Annotated in this window: 26 protein-coding genes and 3 tRNA genes; 18 read left to right on the forward strand and 11 right to left on the reverse strand. The window is 58.9% G+C overall.

What is annotated here, in order from left to right:
- Positions 1–3 precede the first annotated feature (3 nt).
- The 13 genes from cydB to F3J36_RS15440 all read left to right on the forward strand — a co-directional run bounded on the left by cydB (position 4) and on the right by F3J36_RS15440 (position 7847).
- On the forward strand, positions 4–1143 hold the full coding sequence (cydB, locus tag F3J36_RS15380) for a cytochrome d ubiquinol oxidase subunit II (protein WP_021508533.1): 1140 nt from the start codon (positions 4–6) through the stop codon (positions 1141–1143).
- 15 nt (positions 1144–1158) lie between these two features.
- On the forward strand, positions 1159–1272 hold the full coding sequence (cydX, locus tag F3J36_RS15385) for a cytochrome bd-I oxidase subunit CydX (RefSeq protein ID WP_010615998.1): 114 nt from the start codon (positions 1159–1161) through the stop codon (positions 1270–1272).
- Positions 1272–1565 carry a cyd operon protein YbgE gene (gene ybgE, locus F3J36_RS15390; RefSeq protein ID WP_058775290.1) on the forward strand — a complete coding sequence of 98 codons (294 nt, stop codon included), beginning with the start codon at positions 1272–1274 and terminating at the stop codon, positions 1563–1565. The genes cydX and ybgE overlap by 1 nt, the downstream gene beginning before the upstream one ends.
- 177 nt (positions 1566–1742) lie before the next feature.
- Positions 1743–2165, forward strand: coding sequence for a tol-pal system-associated acyl-CoA thioesterase (ybgC, locus tag F3J36_RS15395; RefSeq protein WP_168714917.1), 423 nt, complete (start codon positions 1743–1745; stop codon positions 2163–2165).
- Positions 2162–2848: a Tol-Pal system protein TolQ gene (tolQ, locus tag F3J36_RS15400; protein ID WP_010616001.1), complete on the forward strand. Its 687-nt coding sequence runs from the start codon at positions 2162–2164 to the stop codon at positions 2846–2848. Before ybgC ends, tolQ begins: the two co-directional genes overlap by 4 nt.
- Before the next feature lie 13 nt (positions 2849–2861).
- Positions 2862–3290, forward strand: coding sequence for a colicin uptake protein TolR (gene tolR / locus F3J36_RS15405; RefSeq protein WP_021508530.1), 429 nt, complete (start codon positions 2862–2864; stop codon positions 3288–3290).
- Between the two features lie 25 nt (positions 3291–3315).
- Positions 3316–4575, forward strand: coding sequence for a cell envelope integrity protein TolA (gene tolA / locus F3J36_RS15410; protein WP_021508529.1), 1260 nt, complete (start codon positions 3316–3318; stop codon positions 4573–4575).
- 116 nt (positions 4576–4691) lie between these two features.
- Positions 4692–5987, forward strand: coding sequence for a Tol-Pal system beta propeller repeat protein TolB (tolB, locus tag F3J36_RS15415; protein ID WP_021508528.1), 1296 nt, complete (start codon positions 4692–4694; stop codon positions 5985–5987).
- A gap of 64 nt (positions 5988–6051) precedes the next feature.
- On the forward strand, positions 6052–6570 hold the full coding sequence (gene pal / locus F3J36_RS15420; protein ID WP_021508527.1) for a peptidoglycan-associated lipoprotein Pal: 519 nt from the start codon (positions 6052–6054) through the stop codon (positions 6568–6570).
- Positions 6571–6579: 9 nt separating this feature from the next.
- Positions 6580–7371 carry a cell division protein CpoB gene (gene cpoB / locus F3J36_RS15425; RefSeq protein WP_058757869.1) on the forward strand — a complete coding sequence of 264 codons (792 nt, stop codon included), beginning with the start codon at positions 6580–6582 and terminating at the stop codon, positions 7369–7371.
- Between the two features lie 166 nt (positions 7372–7537).
- Positions 7538–7613, forward strand: a tRNA-Lys gene (locus F3J36_RS15430).
- Between the two features lie 50 nt (positions 7614–7663).
- Positions 7664–7739 (forward strand) — tRNA-Lys (locus F3J36_RS15435).
- Between the two features lie 32 nt (positions 7740–7771).
- Positions 7772–7847 (forward strand) — tRNA-Lys (locus F3J36_RS15440).
- A 463-nt stretch (positions 7848–8310) separates the two neighbouring features.
- Here the strand turns inward: F3J36_RS15440 and F3J36_RS15445 are convergent.
- Positions 8311–9777 (reverse strand): AlkA N-terminal domain-containing protein, encoded by a 1467-nt coding sequence (locus F3J36_RS15445; RefSeq protein ID WP_104092700.1) that lies wholly within the window; start codon positions 9775–9777, stop codon positions 8311–8313.
- 158 nt (positions 9778–9935) lie between these two features.
- Between F3J36_RS15445 and F3J36_RS15450 the strand changes: the two genes are divergently transcribed.
- From F3J36_RS15450 to pnuC, 3 genes are all read left to right on the forward strand, one after another.
- Positions 9936–10451 carry a methylated-DNA--[protein]-cysteine S-methyltransferase gene (locus F3J36_RS15450; RefSeq protein WP_021508524.1) on the forward strand — a complete coding sequence of 172 codons (516 nt, stop codon included), beginning with the start codon at positions 9936–9938 and terminating at the stop codon, positions 10449–10451.
- A gap of 126 nt (positions 10452–10577) precedes the next feature.
- Complete coding sequence (gene nadA, locus F3J36_RS15455; RefSeq protein ID WP_166719977.1) at positions 10578–11639, forward strand: quinolinate synthase NadA; 1062 nt, start codon at positions 10578–10580, stop codon at positions 11637–11639.
- A gap of 25 nt (positions 11640–11664) precedes the next feature.
- A complete protein-coding gene (gene pnuC, locus F3J36_RS15460; RefSeq protein ID WP_021508522.1) occupies positions 11665–12384 on the forward strand; it encodes a nicotinamide riboside transporter PnuC in 720 nt (239 codons plus the stop codon).
- Here pnuC and zitB read toward each other — a convergent pair.
- The 4 genes from zitB to F3J36_RS15480 all read right to left on the reverse strand — a co-directional run bounded on the left by zitB (position 12381) and on the right by F3J36_RS15480 (position 17421).
- The gene (gene zitB, locus F3J36_RS15465) at positions 12381–13337 is read right to left on the reverse strand and encodes a CDF family zinc transporter ZitB (RefSeq protein WP_166709783.1); all 957 of its coding nucleotides are present in this window, start codon (positions 13335–13337) and stop codon (positions 12381–12383) included. The two genes, pnuC and zitB, sit on opposite strands and share 4 nt — an antisense overlap.
- Positions 13312–16392 (reverse strand): ATP-binding protein, encoded by a 3081-nt coding sequence (locus F3J36_RS15470; protein ID WP_166719978.1) that lies wholly within the window; start codon positions 16390–16392, stop codon positions 13312–13314. Before F3J36_RS15470 ends, zitB begins: the two co-directional genes overlap by 26 nt.
- Positions 16374–16958: a response regulator transcription factor gene (locus F3J36_RS15475; protein ID WP_021508519.1), complete on the reverse strand. Its 585-nt coding sequence runs from the start codon at positions 16956–16958 to the stop codon at positions 16374–16376. The genes F3J36_RS15470 and F3J36_RS15475 overlap by 19 nt, the downstream gene beginning before the upstream one ends.
- Positions 16959–17061: 103 nt before the next feature.
- Positions 17062–17421, reverse strand: coding sequence for a YbgS-like family protein (locus F3J36_RS15480; protein WP_058757861.1), 360 nt, complete (start codon positions 17419–17421; stop codon positions 17062–17064).
- A gap of 294 nt (positions 17422–17715) precedes the next feature.
- On the opposite strand from F3J36_RS15480, the gene aroG reads away from it, so the two are divergent.
- Positions 17716–18768, forward strand: coding sequence for a 3-deoxy-7-phosphoheptulonate synthase AroG (aroG, locus tag F3J36_RS15485; RefSeq protein ID WP_021508517.1), 1053 nt, complete (start codon positions 17716–17718; stop codon positions 18766–18768).
- A 63-nt stretch (positions 18769–18831) separates the two neighbouring features.
- Here aroG and gpmA read toward each other — a convergent pair whose 3' ends face one another.
- From gpmA to modE, 6 genes are all read right to left on the reverse strand, one after another.
- On the reverse strand, positions 18832–19584 hold the full coding sequence (gpmA, locus tag F3J36_RS15490) for a 2,3-diphosphoglycerate-dependent phosphoglycerate mutase (protein WP_010616013.1): 753 nt from the start codon (positions 19582–19584) through the stop codon (positions 18832–18834).
- Positions 19585–19736: 152 nt separating this feature from the next.
- Positions 19737–20771 carry a galactose-1-epimerase gene (gene galM, locus F3J36_RS15495; RefSeq protein WP_166719979.1) on the reverse strand — a complete coding sequence of 345 codons (1035 nt, stop codon included), beginning with the start codon at positions 20769–20771 and terminating at the stop codon, positions 19737–19739.
- Complete coding sequence (galK, locus tag F3J36_RS15500) at positions 20765–21913, reverse strand: galactokinase (protein WP_166719980.1); 1149 nt, start codon at positions 21911–21913, stop codon at positions 20765–20767. Before galK ends, galM begins: the two co-directional genes overlap by 7 nt.
- Entirely contained in the window at positions 21914–22957 is a 1044-nt protein-coding gene (gene galT, locus F3J36_RS15505) for a galactose-1-phosphate uridylyltransferase (RefSeq protein WP_021508514.1), read from the reverse strand.
- A gap of 262 nt (positions 22958–23219) precedes the next feature.
- The gene (gene modF / locus F3J36_RS15510) at positions 23220–24692 is read right to left on the reverse strand and encodes a molybdate ABC transporter ATP-binding protein ModF (protein ID WP_104187140.1); all 1473 of its coding nucleotides are present in this window, start codon (positions 24690–24692) and stop codon (positions 23220–23222) included.
- 76 nt (positions 24693–24768) lie between these two features.
- Positions 24769–25551: a molybdenum-dependent transcriptional regulator gene (gene modE / locus F3J36_RS15515; RefSeq protein ID WP_166719981.1), complete on the reverse strand. Its 783-nt coding sequence runs from the start codon at positions 25549–25551 to the stop codon at positions 24769–24771.
- A 117-nt stretch (positions 25552–25668) separates the two neighbouring features.
- Here modE and F3J36_RS15520 point away from each other — a divergent pair, with 117 nt between their 5' ends.
- On the forward strand, positions 25669–25827 hold the full coding sequence (locus F3J36_RS15520; RefSeq protein WP_021508511.1) for an AcrZ family multidrug efflux pump-associated protein: 159 nt from the start codon (positions 25669–25671) through the stop codon (positions 25825–25827).
- Positions 25828–25915: the final 88 nt, after the last annotated feature.

A 25915-nucleotide genomic window follows, 5' to 3' on the forward strand; every position in this document is an offset into this window, starting at 1 on the left:
ACCATGTTTGACTATGAAGTGTTGCGTTTTGTCTGGTGGCTGCTGATTGGCATTCTGCTGATCGGTTTTGCCGTCACCGACGGCTTCGATATGGGCGTGGGAATGCTGACCCGCATCCTCGGTCGCACCGATACCGAGCGTCGCATCATGATTAACAGCATCGCGCCGCACTGGGACGGTAATCAGGTCTGGCTGATTACTGCCGGCGGGGCGCTGTTCGCCGCCTGGCCAATGGTCTATGCCGCCGCGTTCTCCGGTTTTTACGTGGCGATGATTCTGGTGCTGGCCTCGCTGTTCTTCCGTCCGGTCGGCTTTGATTACCGGTCGAAGATTGAAGATATGCGCTGGCGCGGTGCCTGGGACTGGGGCATCTTCATTGGTAGCTTTGTGCCGCCGCTGGTGATTGGCGTGGCGTTCGGTAACCTGCTGCAGGGCGTGCCGTTCCATGCTGATGAGTACCTGCGCCTGTTCTACACCGGTAATTTCTTCCAGCTGCTTAATCCGTTTGGCCTGCTGGCTGGGGTGATCAGCGTCGCGATGATTCTGGCCCAGGGCGCGACTTACCTGCAGATGCGCACCAGCGGCGAACTGCACCTGCGTTCCCGCACCGCGGCGCAAATCAGCGCGCTGGTGATGCTGGTGGGCTTTGTACTGGCCGGCGTGTGGGTGAAGTACGGTATTGATGGCTATGTGCTGAAAAGCGCAATCGATCATCACGCGGCGTCTAACCCGCTGGGTAAAGACGTGGTGCGTGAAGCCGGCGCCTGGCTGGTCAATTTTGAACAGATGCCGGTGCTGTGGTTGTTCCCGCTGCTCGGCGCGCTGCTGCCGCTGCTGACGATCCTGTGTTCGCGCATGGAGAAGGGCGCATGGGCGTTTATCTTCTCTTCGCTGACGCTGGCGTGCGTCATTATGACGGCTGGCATTGCGCTGTTCCCGTTCATCATGCCATCCAGCACCGTGCCGGGCACCAGCCTGACCATGTGGGATGCGACCTCCAGCCTGCTGACGCTGCAGATCATGACCGTGGCTGCCATCATCTTTGTGCCGATCATTCTGGCTTACACCAGCTGGTGTTACTACAAGATGTATGGCCGCATCACCAAAGAACACATTGAGCGCAATACGCACTCCCTGTACTGATTGAGGAGATTAAGCATGTGGTATTTTGCCTGGATTCTTGGCACCTTGCTGGCCTGTGCGTTTGGCGTGGTCACGGCACTGGCGATCGAGCATGTGGAAGAGGGCGGCGCGCAGGACGACAAGCTCTGATGCGCAGCCTGATACAGACGCTGTATCGTCTGATGGATAAGGGCCCGCTGCGGGCCCTTTCACTGATTCTGGCGCTGTGGCTGGCCGGATGCGTCATCTGGCAGCCGGCGCGCTTTGCCGCACGCACCAGTGAGCTCGCTATCTGGCACGGATTATTGTTAATCTGGGCGGTGTGCAGCGGCGTGATTCACGGCACGGGTTTCCGGCCACAGCGTGCCCGCTGGCAGGCGCTGTTTGCCCCGCTGCCGGCGCTGATCGTGCTGGCGCTGGGAATTTACTGGTTCTACCATTAAGTTCTTTCTCAGCCCGCAAGGGCTGTTTTTCCGCTGCTGACGTGAGTTTTTGTCAGCGGTTGGTCAGGAAATCTCCCAAAAATCCTTCCAGTTGTTAACGTCTGATAATTATTTTCTCTTGGCTCTGGCGGACCATTCCCAAGCCGATCTCACTTGCGTATAGTAGCAACGTTTAAAATGAGACCGGGATGTAGAGTGAGTACAACGCTGTTTCGCTGGCCGGTTCGGGTCTATTACGAAGACACTGACGCCGGTGGTGTGGTTTACCACGCCAGCTATCTTGCTTTTTATGAACGAGCACGTACCGAGATGTTGCGCCAGCACCATTTCAATCAACAGGCCCTGTTGGAAGAGCAGGTGGCTTTTGTGGTACGGCGCATGACGGTGGACTTTATTGCCGCGGCACGTCTCGACGACCTTCTGGAGATCCAGAGCGAAGTGACAGCAATGACGCGCGCAACCATGACGTTCTCGCAGCGTATCGTGAATGCTGAAGGCAAAGTGCTCAATGAAGCAGACGTCCTGATTGCCTGCATCAACCCACATCTAATGAAGCCGATTGCGCTTCCCAAGTCTATTGTCGCGGAGTTCAAGCAGTGACTGACATGAACGTTCTTGATTTGTTCCTGAAGGCAAGCCTTCTGGTCAAACTTATCATGTTGATTTTGATCGGCTTTTCTATTGCCTCCTGGGCAATCATCATTCAGCGCACCCGCATTCTTAACGCGGCGGGGCGTGAGGCCGAGGCGTTCGAGGACAAGTTCTGGTCCGGTATCGAGCTGTCGCGTCTCTATCAGGAAAGCCAGGCGCGCCGTGACGAGCTGAGCGGGTCCGAACAGATTTTCTATTCTGGCTTCAAAGAGTTTGCCCGCCTGCACCGCGCTAACAGCCATGCGCCGGAAGCGGTGGTCGAAGGGGCCGGTCGCGCCATGCGCATCTCGATGAACCGTGAACTGGAAGCGCTGGAAAATCACATCCCATTCCTTGGCACCGTCGGTTCCATCAGCCCGTATATCGGTCTGTTTGGTACGGTGTGGGGGATCATGCATGCCTTTATCGCACTGGGTGCGGTGAAACAGGCCACGCTGCAAATGGTTGCGCCCGGTATCGCCGAAGCGCTGATCGCCACCGCAATCGGTCTGTTCGCGGCCATTCCTGCCGTTATGGCGTATAACCGTCTGAACCAGCGCGTGAACAAGCTGGAGCAGGGCTACGACAACTTTATGGAAGAGTTCACGGCCATCCTGCATCGTCAGGCTTTCTCTACCGACAACAGCAAGTAAGTCGAGGTTAACGATGGCCAGAACCCGTGGTCGCGGGCGTCGCGACCTTAAGTCGGAAATCAACATTGTTCCGCTGCTGGACGTGCTGCTGGTGTTGCTGCTCATCTTTATGGCAACCGCGCCAATTATTACGCAGAGCGTGGAAGTGGACCTGCCGGACGCAACCGATTCGAAAACCGTTTCCAGCGACGATAATCCGCCGGTGATCGTGGAAGTGGCCGGGGTAGGGCAGTACAGCCTGGTGGTGGATCACGATCGTATGACGCAGCTGCCGCCGGAGCAGGTGGTGAGCGAAGCGCAGCGCCGTATTGAAGCCAATCCGAAGACGGTCTTCCTGATTGGTGGGGCGAAAGATGTGCCTTACGACGAAATCATCAAGGCGCTGAACCTGTTGCATCAGGCTGGCGTGAAATCCGTCGGTTTGATGACGCAGCCGATTTAACGCGAACCGTTTTTGGGAACCGAGAGTGTCGAAGGCAACCGAGCAGAACGAGAAGTTAAAACGCGCGATAATCATTTCGGTGATTCTGCACATCGTGCTGATCGCCCTGCTGATTTGGAGCTCGTTTAACGAACATATCGAAGCCAGCGGCGGCGGTGGCGGCAGTGATATCGACGCGGTGATGGTCGATCCTGGCGCGGTGGTTGAGCAGTATAACCGTCAGCAGAATCAGCAGAGTGACAGTCAGCGCGCCGAGCAGCAGCGCCAGAAGCAGGCACAGCAGCAGGCGGAAGAGTTGCAGCAGAAGCAGGCCGCTGAACAGCAGCGGCTGAAAGAGCTGGAAAAAGAGCGTCTGCAGGCGCAGCAGGAAGCCAAAGAGCAGGCGAAGCAGCAGGCTGAGCAGCAGAAGGCGGCTGAAGCAGCAGCGAAGCAGGCGCAGGAGCAGCAGAAAGCCGCAGAAGCGGCCGCAGCGAAAGCCAAAGCCGATGCCAAAGCGCAGGCCGATGCTCAGGCGAAGGCCGCAGCGGACGCGAAAGCCAAAGCGGAAGAGCAGGCGAAGCAGGCCGCAGCCGACGCGAAGAAGAAAGCGGAAGAGCAGGCCAAAGCCGCCGCAGCCGAAGCGGCGAAAGAGAAAGCCGCGCAGCAGGCGAAAGCCGCAGCTGAAGCCAAAGCCAAAGCGGAGGCAGAAGCCAAAGCTCAGGCCGCGGCAGATGCGAAAGCCAAAGCTGCACAGGAAGCCAAAGAGAAAGCTGCGGAAGCCGCGAAAGAGAAAGCGGCCGCCGAAGCCAAAGCGAAAGCTGAGGCAGCAGCCAAAGCCAAAGCGGATGCGGCGGCGAAAGCTAAAGCTGCCGCCGATGCGAAGAAGAAAGCGGCTGCCGAAGCGGCGAAGAACGAGAGCGATGTGGATGATCTGTTAGGCGGTCTCTCTTCCGGTAAGAATGCGCCGAAAAGCGGTGCGGCGTCCGGTGGTGGTGCGGCGGCAGGTCAGGGCAATCAGAAGAAGGCGGGTGCCTCAGGTGCTGAGGTCAATGCGTATCTGGGTCAGATCACCAGTGCGATTCAGAGCCGCTTCTACGATGCCGATCTGTATCGCGGTAAAAGCTGCGATCTGCGGATTAAACTGGCACCGGATGGTTTGCTGATTGACGTGAAAGCTGAAGGCGGCGATCCGGCGCTGTGTCAGGCGGCTATTACCGCAGCGAAGCAGGCACGCATTCCGAAGCCGCCTTCGCAGGCCGTATATGAAGTGTTTAAGAACGCACCGATGCGTTTCAAACCAGAATAATGCAGTAACGTACGGCAGGTTGAACTAAGGTTAGCTTGCCGTACTCTATGAGTACTCGTGTTTTTTCAGGAACTGTGCGAATTATCATGAACTCAGGTTCAGATAAGGGAGATAAGATGAAGCAGGCACTTCGTGTAACCTTAGGTTTTTTTGTACTGCTGTGGGCAGCGATGCTGCACGCGGAAGTACGCATTGAAATTACGCAGGGCGTGAATACCGCACGCCCAATTGGTGTGGTGCCGTTCCAGTGGGCCGGTCCGGGCGCTGCACCTGAAGATATTGGTGGCATCGTCGCAGCAGACTTACGTAACAGCGGTAAATTCAACCCGCTGGATCGCTCTCGTCTGCCACAGCAGCCGACCAGCGCACAGGAAGTTCAGCCTGCCGCGTGGAGCGCACTGGGTATTGATGCCGTGGTCGTCGGGCAGGTTACGCCGAACGCCGATGGCAGCTACCAGGTGGCTTACCAGCTGGTGGATACCGGTGGCGCACCGGGCACCGTGCTGGCGCAGAACTCCTACAAAGTCACCAAACAGTGGCTGCGCTATGCAGCGCATACCGCCAGCGATGAAGTGTTTGAGAAGCTGACCGGTATCAAAGGCGCGTTCCGTACCCGTATCGCCTATGTGGTGCAGACCAACGGCGGTCAGTTCCCGTACGAGCTGCGCGTGTCTGACTATGATGGTTACAACCAGTTTGTGGTACACCGTTCGCCGCAGCCGCTGATGTCACCGGCCTGGTCGCCAGACGGCAGCAAAGTGGCTTACGTGACCTTTGAAAGCGGTAAATCGGCGCTGGTGGTGCAGACGCTGGCCAACGGCGCTATCCGTCAGGTAGCTTCTTATCCGCGTCACAACGGTGCACCGGCCTTCTCGCCGGACGGCTCTAAGCTGGCCTTCGCTCTGTCGAAAACCGGTAGCCTGAACCTGTACGTGATGGATCTGGCCTCCGGTCAGACGCGTCAGGTGACCGATGGCCGCTACAACAGCACCGAACCTACCTGGTTCCCGGACAGCCAGACGCTGGCTTACACTTCGGATCAGGCCGGTGCGCCACAGATTTACAAAGTTAACGTTAACGGCGGAACGCCACAGCGCATTACCTGGGAAGGGGCTCAGAACCAGGATGCGGATGTGTCATCTGACGGTAAAACGATGGTGATGATCAGCAGCGCCGGTGGCGCGCAGCACGTCGCCAAACAGGATCTGGAAACGGGAGCCGTTCAGACAATAACGGACACGTTCCTGGATGAGACGCCAAGTCTGGCTCCTAACGGCACGATGGTAATCTATAGCTCTACTCAGGGGATGGGTTCCGTGTTGCAGTTGGTTTCAACCGATGGGCGTTTCAAAGCGCGTCTTCCGGCAACTGATGGACAGGTCAAATTCCCTGCCTGGTCGCCGTATCTGTGATGCATCGCTCCCTCGCCTGGCGGGGGAGTAAAATGTATGGCAAACAAAATAATAGGATAAAGAAATGCAACTGAACAAAGTGCTGAAGGGTTTGATGCTGGCTCTGCCGGTTATCGCGGTAGCTGCATGTAGCTCTCACAAAAACAACAACAACGATCAGACCGGTATGGGTGCTGACGGTGCATACGGCGCTGGCGCTGGCCAGAACGGCAACATGTCTTCTGACGAGCAGGCGCGTCTGCAGATGCAGCAGCTGCAGCAGAACAACATCGTTTACTTCGGTCTGGACAAGTATGACGTGCAGTCTGAATACGCTCAGATGCTGGATCAGCACGCTGCTTTCCTGCGCAGCAACCCATCTTACAAAGTGACCATCGAAGGTCACGCGGATGAGCGCGGTACCCCAGAGTACAACATCGCCCTGGGAGAGCGTCGTGCTAACGCCGTTAAAATGTACCTGCAGGGTAAAGGCGTGTCTGCTGACCAGATGTCTATCGTATCTTACGGTAAAGAGAAACCTGCTGTACTGGGCCACGACGAAGCGGCTTACGCTAAAAACCGTCGTGCCGTACTGGTTTACTAAGAGAATCACATGATTAGTAACTTCAGACTTCATCTGTTGAGTCTGTCGTTACTGGTTGGCGTAGCGGCCCCCTGGGCCGCTAATGCCCAGGCGTCAATCAGTAGCGTTGGCTCAGGCTCGGTCGAAGACCGTGTCACCACTCTTGAACGTATCTCCAATGCCCAGGCTCAGCTTCTGCAGCAGTTGCAGCAGCAGATGAGTGATAACCAAAGCGATATCGATTCGCTGCGCGGGCAGATCCAGCAGAACAGTTATCAGCTTAATCAGGTGATTGAGCGGCAGAAGCAGCTTTATCAGCAGATCGACAGTCTGAGCAGCAGTAATGGTGCGCAGGCCAGCGGTGGTGCCGATGCAGCAGCCGGTGCCGCAGCGGGAAACGCTGATGCGGGGAGCAGCAACACGGCTGCCGCTGCACCCGCACAAACCGGCGATGCCAACACCGATTACAATGCTGCCGTCGCGCTGATTCTTGAGAAGAAACAGTACGACCAGGCGATTACTGCGCTGCAGGCGTGGGTGAAGAAGTATCCGGACTCCACCTATCAGCCGAATGCCAATTACTGGCTGGGTCAGTTGTTTTACAACAAAGGCAAAAAGGACGATGCGGCCTACTATTTTGCCACTGTAGTTAAAAACTACCCGAAATCGCCAAAAGCGGCGGAAGCGCTGTTTAAGGTTGGGGTGATCATGCAGGAGAAGAACGATACAGCGAAAGCGAAAGCGGTCTACCAGCAGGTGATCAAACAGTTCCCTAACTCTGAGTCTGCTAAGCAGGCACAAAAACGGCTCGCTGCGATGTAATTGCTGCAGTTAAGACCGGATTTCGTCTGATTTCTGGTCTTGCCGCATGAAAGGTAAGCAGTTGAGACATTTAGCGGAAAATAAGGGTTGCGCCCTCCCGCTAAATCAGTAATATATGCCGCCGTTGCCGGGACATATCTTAACAAGTATCGGCAGCACTGAAGATGGGTCGTTAGCTCAGTTGGTAGAGCAGTTGACTTTTAATCAATTGGTCGCAGGTTCGAATCCTGCACGACCCACCATCTCAACCATTCAGTTTTGATGTCACTTCAGTTTGCTTCACAACCTTGATGGGTCGTTAGCTCAGTTGGTAGAGCAGTTGACTTTTAATCAATTGGTCGCAGGTTCGAATCCTGCACGACCCACCATCAAGTCGAAAGTTGTAAGCCACTTCCCGAGCGGGTCGTTAGCTCAGTTGGTAGAGCAGTTGACTTTTAATCAATTGGTCGCAGGTTCGAATCCTGCACGACCCACCAGTTATGTAGAAAGGCGCCCTAAAGGCGCCTTTTTGCTTTTCTGCCTGCCAATGTGCGATGCCAGCCCAACAAAACCCTCAGCTGTAAATCCGGTGAATAGCCAGTTAAGGCGGGACGGATCGCGAAGAAATCCCACATCCCTGTAGATCGGCCTCGCCATCCATGGCTCGGACGCTTCGCTCCTTCCGCTCCCGCCTTAACTGGCCATCAAGCCTTGACATTGCTTTAGATAATCGCACCCATGCTCAAAGAAGACGGAAGGGCCGGGCGGTGGAGTAAAGCTTCCGGCGCATGGACAAAAATGCCGGGAGCATTTTTGAACAACGCGTAGCGTTGGCCCACAAAGTGGGCGAGCCTCAGGGATGAGGCGAGTAAACCGCCGGCAGAGCCTACAGGGCCGTATTTACGGCGACTTTACGGAACCGCCCGGTTCTTTCGGCTGGCTGCAAGGTTTCAAGCTGATCTACTTTTTTACCTTATCCGGCGTCAGGCTCTTCCAGATATGCAGCACCGCGTAACTGCGCCATGGGCGCCACACCTGCGACATCTGCTCTGCGACCTTTGCGCTCACGCCACCGAGATTATTGCGGATCGCAATGTCCTCTTTCGGAAAGGCATCCGGCCAGCGCAGGGCGCGCATGGCGATATAACTCGCTGTCCATGGCCCGACACCCTTCAGCGCCAGCAACTGCTGCTGCACCACGTCCGGATTAACCGCGCCATTGAAGCGCAGCGCTCCTGAGGCGCAGGCCCCGGCCAGTGCCTGGATCGCCTGCGCGCGGGCGCTCACAATGCCGAGGCTGGCAATATCATCCAGGGTGGCAGTAGCCAGTGATTCGGCCTCTGGCGGTAAGCGGGAGAGCGCAGGCCACGGCGTGGTGAGGGGCGCGCCAAAACGCTCCGCCACGCGACTGCTCAGCGTCGTCGCGGCTTTCACCGTCACCTGCTGGCCGAGGATGGCGCGGACCGCCAGTTCGAAGCCGTCAAACGCACCAGGAACGCGCAAACCCGGATAACGTGCCAGACTCGCAGCTAATAGCGGATCCTGGCTGAGCTGCTCGCTGATGCGCTGTGGCTGTGCATCCAGATCAAACAGATCGCGCAAGCGGCGCAGCAGGGCAGGCAGCACCGGCGTCAGCGTGGTAGTAAATTGCACCTTCAGCGCCTGCTTTTCCGGCAAATGGCTAATGCGCACCCAGCCACGACACTGACCGAGCGCCACAGTACGATGATAAACGCCCTCGCTGACCCACTCGACTTGCTTCATCACGCGCTGTTGCAGGAAATCGAGGATGGCGTCCCAGTCATAAGGAGGCCGGTAGCTGAGGCGCAGTTCGGCGCTCTCCTGCTCACCATTCAGGGCTTCCGTCTGAATCTGCTTACGCAGACGCGATGGCGTCATGCGATAGCGCGCCTGGAACACGTCGTTAAAACGGCGCAGACTGCGAAAACCGCTGGCATAGGCAATTTCGGTCACCGGCAATGCGGTTTCAGTCAGTAGCTGCTTCGCCAGCAACATGCGCCGGGTTTGCCGCAGTTCAAGCGGCGACACGCCCAGCTCCTGCTGAATCACCCGTCTTAGCTGGCGTTCACTCAGGTCAAACTCGCTGGCGATCTCAGCCAGTGTCTCCTGTTCTTCCAGTAAGCCTTCTTCGATACGGCGAATCAGCCGGTCGGCGATGCGATGATGGCTATCGACCGGTGCCGAACCAGGTGCCAGCTCGGGACGACAGCGCAGGCAGGGGCGAAAGTGTGCCTTTTCAGCCGCTTCGGCACTGGTGAAAAACAGGCAGTTCTTCTGCATCGGCGCTTTCACCGGACAGATCGGACGGCAGTAAATACCGGTGGAGGTCACGCCGACAAAAAACACCCCGTCGAAACGGCTGTCGCGCGCCGTCAGCGCCTGATAGGCAATTTCAGGATCAAACATCATCGTCTCCGGCAAATAAACACCATCGTCGCGCAGGTGCGGATGGAAAACTGGCTGCTTTCGGACAGCTAACCAGTTTATGCTCATGGCCGAAAACAGCCAGTTTCGCTGCGCAAAAGTGCGATAATCATCCGCATAGCCCACCCCGGAGGTGCAACATGTATCACGCTAAAATCATTACCACGCCCGTCGGAGAACTGACGCTCATTGCCACGGATCGCGGTCTGTCAGCCATTTTATGGGAAAACGAAGGCGCGCAGCGCGTGCCGCTGAAACCGATCGCGCGTAACGACCAGCATCCAATTCTCTGTGAGGCTGAGCGCCAGCTGCGCCAGTACTTTGCCGGCGAGCGCCAGCAGTTTGACATGCCTTACGACACCGTTGGCACTGCGTTTCAGAAAAAGGTCTGGCAGGCGCTGCTCACCATTCCGTTTGGTGAAACCCGCAGCTATCTGCAAATCGCGGAGCAGATCGGCAACCCGAAAGCGGTACGTGCCGTCGGGGCTGCCAACGGTAAAAATCCGTTGTCGATCATGGCGCCCTGTCATCGGGTTATCGGCAGCAACGGTAAGCTCACCGGCTTTGCTGGCGGCCTGGCGGTAAAAGCGTTTCTGCTTGAGCTGGAAAGCCCACAACAGGCGCAGGCTGGCGCGCAGCTGGTACTTCCCGCATAAAAATTACACGACAGGCTCGGTGTAATCCGCTATTGTGTTTAGCATATAAAACACGATGGCGGATTTAATGCCGCATCATCGTCCTGATGGGCGATTTTGTTAAATCGATAAAACGAGAGCCGTGTCATGAGTGCAATGTTTGATGCTGAAAGCGCCATTTATCCCTTCCCGCCGAAACCGGCGCGCCTCAGCCCGCAGGAAAAAGCCGGTTACATCGAAGAAATTAAACGTCTGCTCAAAGCACGCGATGCGGTGATGGTGGCGCATTACTACACCGATCCGGAAATCCAGGCGCTGGCCGAAGAGACCGGCGGCTGCGTGGCGGATTCCCTTGAGATGGCGCGCTTTGGCAGCCAGCATCCGGCGCAAACGCTGCTGGTGGCCGGCGTCCGTTTCATGGGCGAAACCGCCAAAATCCTTAGCCCGGAAAAAACCGTGCTGATGCCCACGCTGCAGGCGGAGTGCTCGCTTGACCTCGGTTGCCCGATTGACGAATTTAACCGCTTCTGCGATGCGCATCCGGAACGGACCGTAGTGGTGTATGCCAACACGTCGGCGGCGGTAAAAGCACGTGCCGATTGGGTGGTGACGTCCAGCATTGCGGTTGAGCTGATCGAATATCTCGACAGTCGCGGTGAAAAAATCATCTGGGCACCGGACCGCCATCTGGGCCGTTACGTCACGCAGCAAACCGGCGCTGATGTGCTGTGCTGGCAGGGCGCCTGCATCGTGCATGATGAGTTCAAAACCCAGGCGCTGCAGCGCATGAAGGCGCTCTATCCTGACGCGGCGGTGCTGGTGCACCCGGAGTCACCGCAGGCGATTGTCGAACTGGCCGATGCGGTCGGTTCTACCAGCCAGTTGATTCAGGCCGCTAAAACGCTGCCGCATCCGCAGATGATTGTGGCGACCGATCGCGGCATCTTTTACAAAATGCAACAGGCGGTACCGGACAAAGAGTTACTGGAAGCGCCCACTGCGGGCGAAGGGGCGACCTGCCGCAGCTGCGCGCACTGCCCGTGGATGGCGATGAATGGCCTGCAGGCTATCGCTGAAGGGCTGGCACACGGCGGCGAGCAGCATGAAATTTACGTCGATGCGGCGCTGCGTCAGGCGGCGTTACTGCCGCTCAACCGCATGCTAGACTTTGCAGCACAACTCAAACTTACGCTGAAAGGGAACGCCTGAGGCGGTTTTCATACAGGTGCAGATGATGGACTTCTTTAGCACACACAATATTCTGGTTCACATTCCGATTGGCGTCGGCGGCTACGATCTGTCATGGATTGAGGCGATCGGTACGCTGGCCGGCCTGCTGTGTATCTGGCTTGCCAGCCAGGAAAAAATTATCAACTACCTGTTTGGTCTGATTAACGTCACGCTGTTTGCGGTGATTTTCTTTCAGATTCAGCTGTATGCCAGCCTGCTGCTGCAGCTGTTCTTCTTTGTTGCCAACGTGTACGGCTGGTACGCGTGGAGCCGGCAGACCAGCAGCCATGAAGCGGCACTGAAAATCCGCTGGCTGCCGCTGCCGAAAGCCATCGGCTGGGGCGCCGCCTGCGTGATCGCCATTGCGCTGATGACGCGCTATATCGACCCGGTATTCGCTTTCCTCACGCGCACCGCGGTGGGCCTGATGCAGTCGCTCGGTCTTAACGTGGTAATGCCGCAGCTGCAGCCGGATGCCTTCCCGTTCTGGGATTCCTGCATGATGGTGCTGTCGATTGTGGCGATGATCCTGATGACGCGCAAATACGTCGAGAACTGGCTGCTGTGGGTGGTGATCAACGTTATCAGCGTGATGATCTTTGCGCGTCAGGGCGTGTATGCCATGGCGCTGGAGTACGCCATCCTGACGCTGATCGCGCTGAACGGCACGCGCCTGTGGATGCAGAGCGCACGGGAACAGGGTTCGCGCGCGCTGTCCCATTAGTGGTGATGATGCGCGTGGCCTTCCAGCGCTGCGTGCTCGTGCTGCGAGCCGCTCTCCTCGCATAACTCGCAGTCCGGGCCGACGCAGGGCTGATACTCCATCTGCACCGTGGCATGGGCGATCTGATAATGCTGGTGCAGATACTGATGAATACGTCGCAGCAGGCCGTCGTGATCGTACGGCGGAATCACCTGCACGTGCAGCGTCAGCACCGGCTTTTCGCCCACCTGCCACACATGCACATGATGTACATTACGCACTTCATCAATGTGACGCGTCAGTGCCCGCGCCAGCTTATCCACGTCGATATGCGTCGGTGCGCCTTCCAGCAGCTCGTGCAGGCTCTCGCGCAGCAGCGCCCAGCCGCTGCGCACCACCAGCAACGCCACCAGCAGCGACAGAATCGGATCGATCGGCGTCCAGCCGGTCAGCATGATGATCACTGCCGCCACGATTGCGCCCACCGAACCCAGCAGATCGCCCAGCACGTGCAGCGCGGCGGCACGCACGTTGAGATTCTTCTCTTCGCTGCCGCGGTGCAGCAGCCAGAATGACAGCAGATTCGCCAGCAGGCCGGCAATGGCGATGCCGAGCATCAGGCCGCCTTCAATCGGCTCGGGCTGGTAAAAACGGCGCAGCGCTTCCCAGACGATCAGGACGGTAATCACCAGCAGCGCGATGGCGTTAACGAACGCTGCCAGCGTGGTCAGACGCAGCAAGCCAAAGGTGTGACGCGCATTCGGTTTGCGCCGGGCGAACTGCACGGCCAGCAGCGCCATCAGCAGCGCGGCGGCATCGGTGAGCATATGTCCGGCATCGGCCAGCAGCGCCAGCGAGCCGGACACCAGCCCGCCGATGACCTCGGCAACCATAAACAGCGCGGTGACGCCAAACGCGGCGGCGAGACGCGTGCGGTTGCCGCCGTGCTCACTGTGAGAATGAGTGTGTGCCATAACGTTCCAGTTGGTTAAGTAGCCTGTTCGTTAATGATATCAGTAAATTGAGATTATCACGGTCAGGCTGATGCTGTTTTGCCGCGTCGGCCAGCTGCTGGCAGCGGGCGGCCACGTCGTCAATGCCGAGCATCAGCCAGCTGCCTTTCAGGCGGTGCGCCGCGCGCGCCAGCTGGGGCCAGTCTGCAGCCGCGCTCGCCTGCAGCAGCGCATCACGATCCTGCTGCAGCGTACGCTGCAGGGTGTGGCAAATACGCGGGATGAAAGCCGGATTGTGCTGCGCCAGAATCTGCAGGCTGTCCGGCAGCACCTGCAGCGGATCGCGCACTGCCTGCGCCAGCAGCGGTGCAATATCCCGCAGAGTCACCGGCTTGACCAGCTGCGCTTCGTCCGCCTGCAGCGGCAGTTTCAGCAGCTGTACGTCGGCGGAGCACAGTATGCGCAGCGCAGGCTGTTCGCGCTGGCGCTGACGACGGCGCAGGATGCGCAGCAGCGTCAGGCCGTCGGGGCGTGGCATCATCTGGTCGATAAACAGCACATCAAACGGCTGCTGCGCATCGGCCCGCAGCAGTTCGCGGCCATCCTCAAACACCGCCGCAGTAATGCCAAAGCTCGCCAGCTGCTGCTGCATCACCAGCAGATTAGTCGGGTGATCGTCGACAATCGCTACGCGCAGCTGCGGATAGTGCGGCCAGTGCGTGGCGTCATCCGCCGCCGTCGCCGCACAGGGTTCCAGCGGCAGGCGCACGCTCACCGTGGTGCCCTGCTGCGGCGCGGAGTGCAGCGACAACGTGCCGCCCATGCGCTGTACAATCTCGCGACAGATAAACAGCCCGAGGCCGCTGCCCTGCACCGCATGGCGCTTGCCCGACGGCGCCTGATACCACGGTTCAAACAGCTGCGCCTGCTCGCTGAGCGGAATGCCGCTGCCGCTGTCGCTCACCGTCAGCGCGATATCCCCGGCGACCGCCAGCGTCAGGCGGATTTCGCCGTGGCGGGTAAATTTCAGTGCATTGGCCACCAGGTTGTTCACCACCTGCTGCAGGCGATCGCTGTCGAGCATCACGCTGGCCGGCAGCGGCGTCAGCGCCGCTACGTGCAGCTGCGGCCCGCCATCGCGCATCAGCGGGTGATAAAACTGCTGTTGCTGCTGTAGCCATAGTGTGAGATCGAGCGGGCGCGGCGTGAGGCGGAAGCTGTGATTCTCGATGCGCGCATGATCCTGCAGGTCGTTCAGCAGCGTCATCAGCGACCGGGCGCTGCTGTGCATTACATCGAGCCGCGCGCTCGGATGCTGCTGCTGCTCCAGCTCCAGCAGGCCCAGTATCGCCTGCATCGGCGTGCGCAGCTCGTGGCTGGCGGTGGCGAGAAACTGACTTTTAGCGGCATTGGCGCGCTCCGCCTGCTCGCGCTGTAACCGCTCACGCCGCTGCTGCAGATAGCGGCGCAGCAGCAATACCAGCAACAACAGGATGATCACGGCGGCCGCAATCAAAATCAGCAGCGGCACATTGCGCATCGTCATGGTGGTGCCGGGCTGCGGCGGCTGCGACCAGCTGACGCGCATCTGGTTCAGCGTATCCGCCGGAATCTGCTGCAGCGCATGGTCGAGCAGGGCGCTCAGCTGCGGCTGCTGTGCGCTCACCTGCGGTGCCAGCGGCCAGGCGATATCGCTGGCCACAAAGGCGAGATGCACGCGGTTGCCCTCATGGCTGGCCATGCGCCAGCGCGCCGACAGCACGTTATCCACCACTGCATCAATCTGGCCAGTGTTGAGGGCCTGCCACAGCTGGGCGCGATTGTCGAACAGCTGGGGCGCGATCTCAGCCGGAAGCAGACGCTGCGCCAGATCGCCACGCAGCACGCCGACGCGCTGAGCGTGCAGCGCGGACCAGTCCATCGGCTGCCTGTCGGACAGCGTGTAAATGCCCCAGATGGCGCGCCACACTGGCAGCGCGGTGCGGTTAGCATCGTCCCCGTACAGCGGCTGTAACAGGTTGAGCATCACCTGCTGCTGCTGCAACAGACTGGCGGCCTGCTGCGGATTATTGACCCAGCGCGGCGTGAAACGCAGGCCGGTGCTCTGGCTCAGGGCGTTAAGCAGGTCAATACCGAAGCCGCGCGCGTTGCCGCTGGCATCGCGATAGCTCCACGGCGCGTTATCGCTCCCGGCGGCATAAGGGATGGCATCCTGCTGCGCCAGCCACTGTTTCTCTTCGCCCGTCAGCATCAGGGTTTGCGTATCCTGATAGCGCAGCAGCGGCGGACTCCAGCGCTGCTGCACGCGATTGCTGAACTCCGCTGGCAGCAAACGCAGCTGGCGGTTGAGCCAGGCAATCAGCGCCGGATCGCGCGTCAGTGCGCGCAGCGACAGCTCGCCGGCACCGGGATCGGCAGTGATTTGATAAATCTGTCCCTGCTGCAGCTGGCCGAGCAGGAAACCGGCGCTGGCTTCATCGGCCACCAGATAGTCACTCTGCTGGTTCAGCAGCGCATACAGCGCCTGTAAATTGCCGGGCAGCGTCTGCCAACGGTGGCGATGTGCAAAGTTTTCCGGCAGCTGCGCCAGCGTGTCGGCGGCGATGGTCAGCTGAGCGTTGTCACTGTTGAACATCACCGCGCGCTGGTTGTCGCGATTGCGGTAGATGCGCATCGGGCTGGTGAACCAGCTCTCGCTGGTCAGTACGTCGGCGGGCAGATTGCGCTGGCGAGTGCTCAGCACCATATCCACGTCGCCACGCTGCAGCGCCGCCAGCTGGGCGGCAAAGTCAGGATAGCCGTGCAGGCTGAATGTGCTGCCGCTCAGCTGGCTAAGGGCGCTGAGATAATCGGCATCAATGCCCCAGATGCGATCGCCAATGCGCATCGCCCAGGGCGCGCTGTTTTGCGCCGGCACCGCCACGCGCAGCACCGTTCCCGGCCACGGCTCGGCGTGCGGCGCGGGCATCATGGCGGGCAGCATCACACTGCTGGCGGGCTGCAATCCGGCGCGCGCCAGCAGACTGAAAAACAGCGCGAACAGCAGCAGCCAGCGTTTCACTGCTGCGCTTTCCACAGTTCTGCCAGCTCGACCACCGACTGCACGCCGGTCTTCTCAAGGATATTTTTCTTGTGGGTGCTGACGGTTTTATTGCTGATGTGCAGCTGTTCGCCAATCTGGATATTCGACAGCCCGCGCACCAGCAGCGCCACAATCTGCTGCTCTTTCTCGGTGAGCGGTAGCGCAATGCGCTCCGGCAGCGGCGGAAACGCCTGCTGGCCGCCCAGCACCGCCAGAATCGCGCTCAGCAACTGCGCCATGCTTTGACTCTTCACCACATAGCCGGCCGCGCCGAGCGAGGCGGCGCTGAGCAGCGTGTGGCGGCTCTGCTGGGCCGAGTAAATCAGCACCGGACACTGCGGATGGCGCGCGCGCAGACGGCGCAACAGCTCCAGACCATCGCTATCCGGCAGGCCGATATCGAGCACAATCAGGTCAATATGATGCTGTTGCAGCAGCTGGCGCGCCTGGGCTTCGTCACCGGCGGCGTAGAGCTGTAATGGAATAGGGGCGTTGAGGCAGGCCGCTTCCAGCGCGACTTCAACTAAAGGGTGATCATCGATAAGCAGCAGCGCAGCCATGAAACAGTTCCTGTGAATTTCATAGCGTTAGCATAGCGGAAATAGGGCAGGGGAAAAACAACAGGGCGAACCGAAGCTCGCCCTGCATCACGCTCCGCGTGGATTACTGTGTGGTGCCGTCAGTTTTGTGTTTAACGTGACCACCGCCTTCCTTGGTTTCAACTTTCTTGTTCATATCCGGGCAGCGACCATCTTTACACATGGTATTTTTGTGTTCCTGGCTGGCCGACATATTGCCAGAGGTGGTACCAGAAGTCGCGGCACCGTTGGTGTTCATGCTGCCGTTATTAATGTTGCTATTATCGACATTATTTGGCGGCAGATTCTCTTTCGCGCCGCCCGCGGCTGCGCCGGCTTCAGCTGACGCATTCGCCTGGCCGTTGTTGTTATCCGCAGCCAGTGCTGCGCCGCTGCCCAAAGTCATCGCTGCCGTCAGAAAAATCAATGCAAACTTATTCATCATTATGCTCCTGTAATAAATGGATAGTTGCCGCGTGACACCCGCTGGTGCTGTTTGACGAAAAAAGCGTGCCGCGACGGAATTTAATTCCGTCATGAGTGTTCGGCATGAATATAAATAGCGAAAGCACCTCATTCCTCAGTGCTTACGTTTAAAAAGCTTAGTTCATAAACGAATAAATGCAAATCTGAGCGAGCCATTGGCGCGCAGGACATAATTTACACCTGGTGCCTGAAGGGATACATTGGACGGGTTGCGCCCGGCGTACGCAGGGCCAGAAATTTGAATGGAATAAGTATGGATTACCAGAACGACGATTTACGTATCAGAGAGATCAAAGAGTTACTGCCCCCTGTTGCGCTGCTGGAAAAATTCCCCGCCACCGATAACGCTGCTCAAACCGTTGCCCAGGCCCGCCAGGCCATTCACCGCATTCTGCACGGTGAAGATGACCGCCTGCTGGTGGTGATTGGGCCATGCTCCATCCACGATACGCAGGCAGCCAAAGAGTATGCCGCTCGCCTGCTGACGTTGCGCGAGGAGCTGAAGGGTGAGCTGGAAGTGGTGATGCGCGTGTACTTTGAAAAACCGCGTACCACGGTGGGCTGGAAAGGGCTGATCAACGATCCTTACATGGACGGTAGCTTCCAGATTAACGACGGCCTGCGCCTGGCGCGTAAGCTGCTGGTGGATATCAACGACACCGGACTGCCGGCTGCCGGTGAGTTCCTCGATATGATCACACCGCAATACATGGCGGATTTGATGAGCTGGGGCGCCATTGGTGCGCGCACCACCGAATCGCAGGTGCACCGCGAGCTCTCCTCCGGGCTCTCCTGTCCGGTCGGCTTCAAAAACGGCACTGACGGCACCATCAAAGTAGCCATCGATGCCATCGGCGCTGCCAGCGCGCCGCACTGCTTCCTGTCAGTCACCAAATATGGTCATTCGGCGATTGTCGAAACCAGCGGTAATGAAGATTGCCACATCATTCTGCGCGGCGGCAAAGAGCCGAACTACAGTGCGGAACACGTTGCAGCGGTGAAAACCGGGCTGGAAAAAGCGGGCCTGCGTCCACAGGTGATGATCGATTTCAGCCACGCCAACAGCAGCAAGCAGTTCCAGCGTCAGATGGTGGTGGCCGCAGACGTGGCGCAGCAGATTGCCGGCGGCGAGCAGGCGATTACCGGCGTGATGATTGAGAGCCACCTGGTGGAAGGCAACCAGAGCCTCGACAGCGGCAAACCGCTGGTGTACGGCCAGAGCGTCACCGACGCCTGTATTGGCTGGGACGACACGGAAAAAGCGCTGCGTCAGCTGGCACAGGCGATCAAAACCCGTCGCGGCTAACGGCAGCGCACGGCATAAAAAAAGGCCAGACTCGCGTCTGGCCTTTTGCGTTTCAGCGTGAACTTACTTCGCTTTACCCTGGTTAGCAACGGCGGCGGCTTTCGCTGCGATCTCGTCGGCATCACCCAGATAATAATGTTTGATTGGCTTGAAGTTCTCGTCGAACTCATACACCAGCGGTACGCCGGTTGGGATGTTCAGTTCGAGGATCTCATCTTCGCTCATGTTATCGAGGTATTTCACCAGCGCGCGCAGTGAGTTACCGTGCGCGGCAACGATCACTTTCTCACCGCTCTTGATGCGCGGCAGAATGCTCTCGTTCCAGAATGGGATCACGCGATCGATGGTCAGTGCCAGGCTTTCGGTGGTCGGCAGCTGCGCGTCGGTCAGGGATTTGTAGCGCGGGTCGTGGCCCGGGAAACGCTCGTCGTTACGATCCAGCTCTGGCGGCGTAACGGCAAAGCCGCGGCGCCACTGTTTCACCTGATCGTCGCCGTATTTGGCGGCGGTTTCCGCTTTGTCCAGACCCTGCAGCGCACCGTAGTGACGCTCGTTCAGACGCCAGGTTTTCTCGACCGGCAGCCAGGCCTGATCCAGCTCATCCAGCACGTTCCACAGAGTGTGGATAGCACGCTTCAGCACTGAGGTGTAGGCAAAATCAAACACGAAACCTTCTTTTTTCAGCAGCTGACCGGCTGCTTTGGCTTCGGTGCGACCCTTGTCGGACAGATCCACGTCGTACCATCCGGTGAAGCGGTTTTCCTGATTCCACTGGCTTTCGCCGTGGCGCACCAGAACCAGCTTAGTTACGGCCATAGCTTTACTCCTTAATGCTTAATGTTTCGATGATGATAGAAACCGGCTGCGGCCGCTGATTTCAGCGGCACACTGATAGCGCCATACCATAGCGGAAAACAGCGCACGGCGTAAGCCTGTCGGCACCGCAGTGCGCGTTTTTCAACCGGCGCTTAGTGCGGGGTGAAGCGATAACGCGTCACGGAGTGCCATGTGTCGCCGGGCTGCAGCCAGCAATCAGGCTGCGGCCACTCGCTATGGTTGGGCGAATCCGGTAAAAACTCACTCTCCAGAGCGATGCCCTGGAAAGCAGTATAGCTGCCCTGTTCACGGGCGCGCGTTCCCTCCAGATAGTTGCCGGAGTAGAACTGCAGCGCCGGCGCGGCGGTGAACACGCTCACGCTAAGTTTGTTGTCCGCTGACCACAGCTGCGCAGCAGGCTGGCTGCTGTCACCGGCGGTGGTGAGCAGAAACGCGTGATCGTAACCTTTCACCGCGCGCTGATCGTCGTCGGCCAGGAACTCATCCGCCACGCGTTTCGGCTGGCGGAAATCAAAGCTGGTACCGTCTACCGCTTTCAGCGGCGCATTGGGAATGCCTGCGCTGTCCACCGGCAGATAACGATCGGCCTGCAGTTGTAAGCGATGCTGGCGCGCGTCGCCATGATGCGCATCAAGGTTGAAGTAAGCATGGTTGGTCAGGTTGACCGGACAGGCCTGATCGGTCTGCGCTTCATAGCGAATCGACAGGCAGTTATCGTCATCGAGCTGATAAATCACATCGGCAATCAGATTGCCGGGGTAGCCCTGGTCGCCGTCCGGCGAATCAAGACGATAGTGCACTTCGCTGTCACTCTGGCTGAGAATCTGCCAGCGGCGCTTGTCGAAACCCTGCGGCCCGCCATGCAGCTGGTGCGGACCCTGATTGGCCGCCAGCAGCCGGTTAAGCGGCTTCAGCTCAGCGAAGGCGATGCGGTTCGCGTAACGCCCGATGGTGGCACCGAGATAAGCATCCTGATGCAGATAGTCGGACGGCGTGGCGCAGCCGAGCAGCGCTTCGCGCACGCTGCCGTCCTGCATCGGCACGCGCGCCGACAGCCAGGTGGCGCCCCAGTCCATAAAGGTGGCGACCATGCCGTTGCGGTTGCGCAGCACGGTGATGCGCCACGGCTGGCCGTCCGGCGCATGAGAGTTGACGTCGCTTACCATTGGCCCGCTCCTGCTGAGGCTTTGCACACGTAAAAGGTCTCTTTAATGCCGGTCTGCGCTTCGTACTGCTGCGCCACCGCCGCTTTTACCTGATCGACCAGCTCGCTTGGCATCAGGGCGACAATACAGCCGCCGAAGCCGCCGCCGGTCATACGCACGCCGCCGCGCGGGCCGATTTCCGCTTTAACTATCTCCACCAGCTGATCGATGGGCGGCACGGTGATCTCAAAATCGTCGCGCATTGAGGCGTGCGAGGCCGCCATCAGCTCACCCATGCGTTGCAGATCGCCGCTGCTCAGCGCGTCCGCGGCTTCCAGCGTCCGGGCGTTTTCGGTGATCACGTGACGCACGCGTTTGGCCACCAGCGGATCGAGCTGCTGTTCTGCCGCCGCAAACTCCTCCAGCGTCACGTCGCGCAGCGCCTTTTTGTTGAAGAAGCGCGCACCGGTTTCGCACTGCTCGCGGCGGGTATTGTATTCGCTGCCCACCAGATTACGGCGGAAGTTCGAGTTGATGATCACCACCGCGACATCCTCCGGCATGGATACGGCGCGCGTACCCAGCGTGCGGCAGTCCAGCAGCATGGCGTGATCCTGCTGGCCGAGCGCTGAAATCAGCTGATCCATGATGCCGCAGTTGCAGCCAACAAACTGGTTCTCCGCTTCCTGCCCGTTAACGGCAATCGCTGCGCCGTCGAGCTTCAGCTGATACAGCTGCTGGAACACAGTGCCCACCGCCACTTCCAGCGAGGCGGACGAGCTGAGACCGGCACCCTGCGGCACGTTGCCACTGATCACCATATCCACGCCGCCAAAGCTGGCGTCGCGCTGCTGCAGATGTTTCACCACGCCGCGCACGTAATTGGCCCACATCGGTTCGCTGAGCGGCTCAATCGGCGCATCCAGCGAGAAGCTATCCTGCTGATTGTCGTAATCCACCGCCACCACGCGCACCTGGCGATCGTCGCGGCGGGCGCAGGCAATCACGGTCTGATAGTCAATGGCGCAGGGCAGCACGAAGCCGTCGTTGTAATCGGTATGCTCGCCGATCAGGTTCACCCGGCCCGGTGCCTGAATGCTGTGACTCGGCGCGTAGCCGAAGGTGTCAGCGAAAACCTGTTGAGTGATCGATTTTAAAGACATTTATTGTTCCTCGCGGAAATGGATAGCGCTGACAGAGCGCAGACGTTCTGCTGCCTGTTCCGCCGTTAAATCACGTTGGGTCTCGGCCAGCATCTCGTAGCCAACCATAAATTTTCGTACCGTGGCGGAGCGCAGCAGCGGGGGATAGAAGTGCGCGTGCAGCTGCCAGTGATCGTTGGCTTCGCCGTTGAACGGCGCGCCGTGCCAGCCCATCGAATAGGGGAACGAGCACTGGAACAGATTGTCGTAACGGCTGGTGAGCTGCTTGAGCGCCAGCGCCAGATCGGTGCGCTGCGCCTCGCTGAGATCGGTAATGCGTTTCACGTGGGTTTTAGGCAGCAGCAGGGTTTCAAACGGCCAGGCCGCCCACCACGGCACTACCGCCAGCCAGTGATCGGTTTCAACCACGGTACGGCTGCCGTCCTGCAATTCGCGCGTTACGTAATCCACCAGCAGCGGCGTACCTTTATCGGCAAAGTAGCGGCGCTGATTGTCATCCTCTTTTTGCGCTTCATTCGGCAGAAAACTGTTGGCCCACACCTGACCGTGCGGATGCGGATTCGAGCAGCCCATGGCTGCGCCTTTGTTTTCAAACACCTGCACCCACGGATAGTGCTGACCGAGTTCAGCGGTCTGCTCCTGCCAGGTACGCACGATGTCCTGCAAGTTGTGCAGCGGCAGTTCGGGCAGGGTTTTGCTGTGATCCGGTGAGAAGCAGATCACCCGGCTGGTACCGCGCGCGCCTTCACAGCGCATCAGCACATCATCGCTCTGCGGCGCGTCCGGCGTATCGGTCATCAGCGCGGCAAAGTCATTGGTGAATACGTAAGTGCTTTTGTAATCGGGATTTTTGTCGCCGGTGATACGGGTGTTACCGGCGCACAGGAAGCAGTCCGGATCGTGTGCGGGCAGTTGCTCCAGCGCCGGCGTCTCCTGCGCACCCTGCCACGGACGTTTGGCGCGATGCGGTGACACCAGCACCCATTGATCGATCAACGGGTTATAGCGGCGATGCGGATGATCGACCGGGTTAAATTTTTGCATAACAAGTCCTGGTAATCGGCAAACAGAAGAAAATCACTGCCTTCAACGTAGCATAACGGTGGCGCTGAAAGCGTGATCCAGTCTGGATAAATGGTATCGTTTACACAAGGTGACGATTCTCATTTTGTGGGTTTATGCGCAGCGTTTGCTGAATAATGCGGCAGGCTAGTGGTAGCGGTTACATTTTTAGGGGAGGAAATCTGTCAGGTGCGTACTGTTATCGCCGGGCCGCCATGCATGGCGACCCGCTCATCAATGAAAACTAACGCAACGCCTCCTGCTGATAGACATAGCCCGCGCCCTGTTTTACAAAACTCAGGCGGTGGGTGATGCACTGCGGCGCGTCCTCGGCGTGGTGGGACACAAACATCAGCTGAGTACGGCCTTCGCCGATCAGCACATCAACAAAGCGGCGCACCAGCTGGCGGTTAATGGGATCGAGCCCCTGCAGCGGCTCATCCAGGATTAACAGCGTCGGGTGCTTCACCAGCGCGCGCGCAATCAGCACCAGCCGCTGCTGGCCCCACGACAGGCTATGAAACGGCGCATCGGCCAGCGCATTGTCCATGCCAAGCAGCGCCAGCCACTGGCGCGCCAGCGCTTTCTGCCGATCCGATACCGCCTGATACAGACCGATCGAATCAAAAAAGCCCGAGAGGATCACCGTCCGCACGTTACAGCTGACGCGGTAATCCAGATGCAGGCTGCTGCTGACGTAACCGATATGCTGCTTGATGTCCCAGATGGTTTCACCACTGCCGCGGCGAATACCAAACAGCGTTAAATCATTGCTGTAGCCCTGCGGATGATCGCCGGTGACCAGGCTGAGCAGGGTCGATTTACCCGCGCCGTTGGGGCCGATAATCTGCCAGTGCTCGCCGGGATTGACCTGCCAGTTCAGGCCGTCGATCACCGCGTGATCGTTATACGACACCACGCCGTTGCGCAGGATAACGCGCGGCGCATCTGCCGCCAGCTGCGGCAGCTGATCCGGCTGGTCCGGCTCCGGCAGCGCCATGCCCTGCAGGCGTTCGCTGTGCGCCAGCTGCGCCACCAGCGCTTCGGCGAGAATCGCCTGGCGCGCGCCCACGTGCGTCAGCGTGCACTCCGCCAGCACGCCGACCTGCTGGACAAAATCCGGGATATCGTCAAAGCGGTTCAGCACCAGTACCACGGTGTAGCCGTCGCGATGCAGCTGATGCAGCGTATCGGCGAGGCTGGCGCGCGATGCCACATCCAGACCATCAAAAGGTTCGTCGAGGATCAGCAAATCCGGCTGCGCCATCAGCGCCTGACACAGCAGCGTTTTGCGCGTTTCGCCGGTGGAAAGGTATTTGAAGCGGCGAGTCAGTAAAGCGCTGATGCCAAACTGCTGGGCCAGCGCCTGCGCCCGCGCCTCATCTTTTACTTCATCCTGAATGATCTCCAGCGCGGTGCGGCCGGTGTCATCTTCGCCTTCACTCAGCAGATCGGTATTGTTGCGCTCCCACTCCTGCGTCACCAGCTGTTGCAGCTGCTCCAGCGACAAACGGGTGCGGCGCTGAAAATCCTGCCGCAGCTCGCCCTTTGCCGCCGTCAGCTCGCCGGACAGCGCGCGCGCCAGCGAAGATTTACCGCTGCCGTTGGCACCGACAAAGGCCCAGCTTTCGCCGCTGTGCAGGGTTAAGTCCGGCAGGGTCAGGGTACGGCTATCGCTCAGGTGAAATATGCCTTGCGAAATTTGCAATGAGGCCATGATTTGTTCCGTTTTCTGCATCAAGTCGCTCAGTTGTAGCGAGCCAGCGAAATGAAGTCAAATCATGGCGGCCAGATCAGAGCAGTGTGGCGATGATGGCGTGTTCTGCATTAAAACAGGCGGTCACGGCGCTGCCGGGCTGCAGATTATGCTGGCGAAGCACCTGGCTGGGGACGGTGGCGCACAGCATTTCACCGCCCGTCAGCGCAATCAGCACTTCACTCTGCGTCTCGCCGGGTTCGATGGTGTGGACAAGGCCCGGCAGCTGATTATCGCCCTCGGCGGCGTCAGGCGTCAGGCGGATCCACGGCGCTTTGATCAGCACCAGCACCTCTTTACCGCTGTCGAGCTGCAGCCGCTCCGCGCTGCGTTCGGTCAGAGCCACCTGCAGGCGCGTCACGCCGTCGTTCAGCAGTACCTCAACGTGCTGTTGCACCTGCTGACGATCGCGCGCCTGCACCGTGCCAAACAGCTGGTTGCGCGCGCTGGTTTGCAGGGAAAAGCGGGCGATCGCCGCCAGCAGGCTGTCGAGCGGCAGGCTGTCGTTTTGCAGCACGTCAAAGGCTTTTTGCTGGATCTGCTCCATCAGCTGAAACAGCTGAATCAATCGCTCGCCGTAGCGCGTCAGCCGGGCACCGCCGCCGCCTTTGCCGCCGGTCGCGCGTTCGACCAGCGTCTGATCCGCCAGCTGATTCATCTCATTGATGGCGTCCCAGGCGCTTTTATAGCTGATGCCCGCCAGTCTGGCGCCCTGGCTGATGGAGCCGGTTTCCTGCACGCGCCTGAGCAGCTCAATACGGCGCGGATCGGCAAACAGTTTCTGCTGAAGACGAATGTGAAGAGAGAGTTCTGCCTGCATGTCAGCTCCTTAGGTGAATGCGCCAATTGTAAGGCCTAAAGTAAAAGCACGAAAAGGGCAGTGCCTTTTTTTCTCCAGCCGTTACAATCACTTTTTTACTCTTTGCGCGAGGTTTCCATGCTGGAACTGTTAAAAAGCCTGGCGGTCGCCATCATCATGGTGCCCATCGTGATGGCGATTATGCTGGGTCTGATTTACGGCCTGGGTGAAGTCTTTAACGTCATCTCTAAATTTGGCCGCCGCGACGACCGTCCCGCCAATAGCTCACACCACTGATTTTTAACGCCCGCACGCTGCGGGCGTTTTGCCCTTAACTTCCCGCCGTTTTTGCCGATATAAAGCTCATGACAGCTTTCAGGCTCGC

The sequence above is a fragment of the Pantoea sp. Cy-640 genome, from assembly GCF_011752635.1.
Taxonomy (GTDB): Bacteria; Pseudomonadota; Gammaproteobacteria; order Enterobacterales; family Enterobacteriaceae; genus Pantoea; species Pantoea dispersa.

Bases quoted from the DNA above. Each gene is read 5' to 3' on its own strand.
- cydB (WP_021508533.1), top strand. From the start codon at position 4: ATGTTTGACTATGAAGTGTTGCGTTTTGTCTGGTGGCTGCTGATTGGC.
- F3J36_RS15520 (WP_021508511.1), top strand. From the start codon at position 25,669: ATGCTGGAACTGTTAAAAAGCCTGGCGGTCGCCATCATCATGGTGCCC.
- cpoB (WP_058757869.1), top strand. From the start codon at position 6,580: ATGATTAGTAACTTCAGACTTCATCTGTTGAGTCTGTCGTTACTGGTT.
- F3J36_RS15480 (WP_058757861.1), bottom strand. From the start codon at position 17,421: ATGATGAATAAGTTTGCATTGATTTTTCTGACGGCAGCGATGACTTTG.
- tolR (WP_021508530.1), top strand. From the start codon at position 2,862: ATGGCCAGAACCCGTGGTCGCGGGCGTCGCGACCTTAAGTCGGAAATC.
- ybgE (WP_058775290.1), top strand. From the start codon at position 1,272: ATGCGCAGCCTGATACAGACGCTGTATCGTCTGATGGATAAGGGCCCG.
- modE (WP_166719981.1), bottom strand. From the start codon at position 25,551: ATGCAGGCAGAACTCTCTCTTCACATTCGTCTTCAGCAGAAACTGTTT.
- pal (WP_021508527.1), top strand. From the start codon at position 6,052: ATGCAACTGAACAAAGTGCTGAAGGGTTTGATGCTGGCTCTGCCGGTT.
- galM (WP_166719979.1), bottom strand. From the start codon at position 20,771: ATGGTAAGCGACGTCAACTCTCATGCGCCGGACGGCCAGCCGTGGCGC.
- galT (WP_021508514.1), bottom strand. From the start codon at position 22,957: ATGCAAAAATTTAACCCGGTCGATCATCCGCATCGCCGCTATAACCCG.
- gpmA (WP_010616013.1), bottom strand. From the start codon at position 19,584: ATGGCCGTAACTAAGCTGGTTCTGGTGCGCCACGGCGAAAGCCAGTGG.
- cydX (WP_010615998.1), top strand. From the start codon at position 1,159: ATGTGGTATTTTGCCTGGATTCTTGGCACCTTGCTGGCCTGTGCGTTT.
- galK (WP_166719980.1), bottom strand. From the start codon at position 21,913: ATGTCTTTAAAATCGATCACTCAACAGGTTTTCGCTGACACCTTCGGC.
- tolB (WP_021508528.1), top strand. From the start codon at position 4,692: ATGAAGCAGGCACTTCGTGTAACCTTAGGTTTTTTTGTACTGCTGTGG.
- pnuC (WP_021508522.1), top strand. From the start codon at position 11,665: ATGGACTTCTTTAGCACACACAATATTCTGGTTCACATTCCGATTGGC.
- zitB (WP_166709783.1), bottom strand. From the start codon at position 13,337: ATGGCACACACTCATTCTCACAGTGAGCACGGCGGCAACCGCACGCGT.
- F3J36_RS15450 (WP_021508524.1), top strand. From the start codon at position 9,936: ATGTATCACGCTAAAATCATTACCACGCCCGTCGGAGAACTGACGCTC.
- nadA (WP_166719977.1), top strand. From the start codon at position 10,578: ATGAGTGCAATGTTTGATGCTGAAAGCGCCATTTATCCCTTCCCGCCG.
- F3J36_RS15445 (WP_104092700.1), bottom strand. From the start codon at position 9,777: ATGTTTGATCCTGAAATTGCCTATCAGGCGCTGACGGCGCGCGACAGC.
- ybgC (WP_168714917.1), top strand. From the start codon at position 1,743: ATGAGACCGGGATGTAGAGTGAGTACAACGCTGTTTCGCTGGCCGGTT.
- aroG (WP_021508517.1), top strand. From the start codon at position 17,716: ATGGATTACCAGAACGACGATTTACGTATCAGAGAGATCAAAGAGTTA.
- modF (WP_104187140.1), bottom strand. From the start codon at position 24,692: ATGGCCTCATTGCAAATTTCGCAAGGCATATTTCACCTGAGCGATAGC.
- F3J36_RS15475 (WP_021508519.1), bottom strand. From the start codon at position 16,958: ATGGCTGCGCTGCTGCTTATCGATGATCACCCTTTAGTTGAAGTCGCG.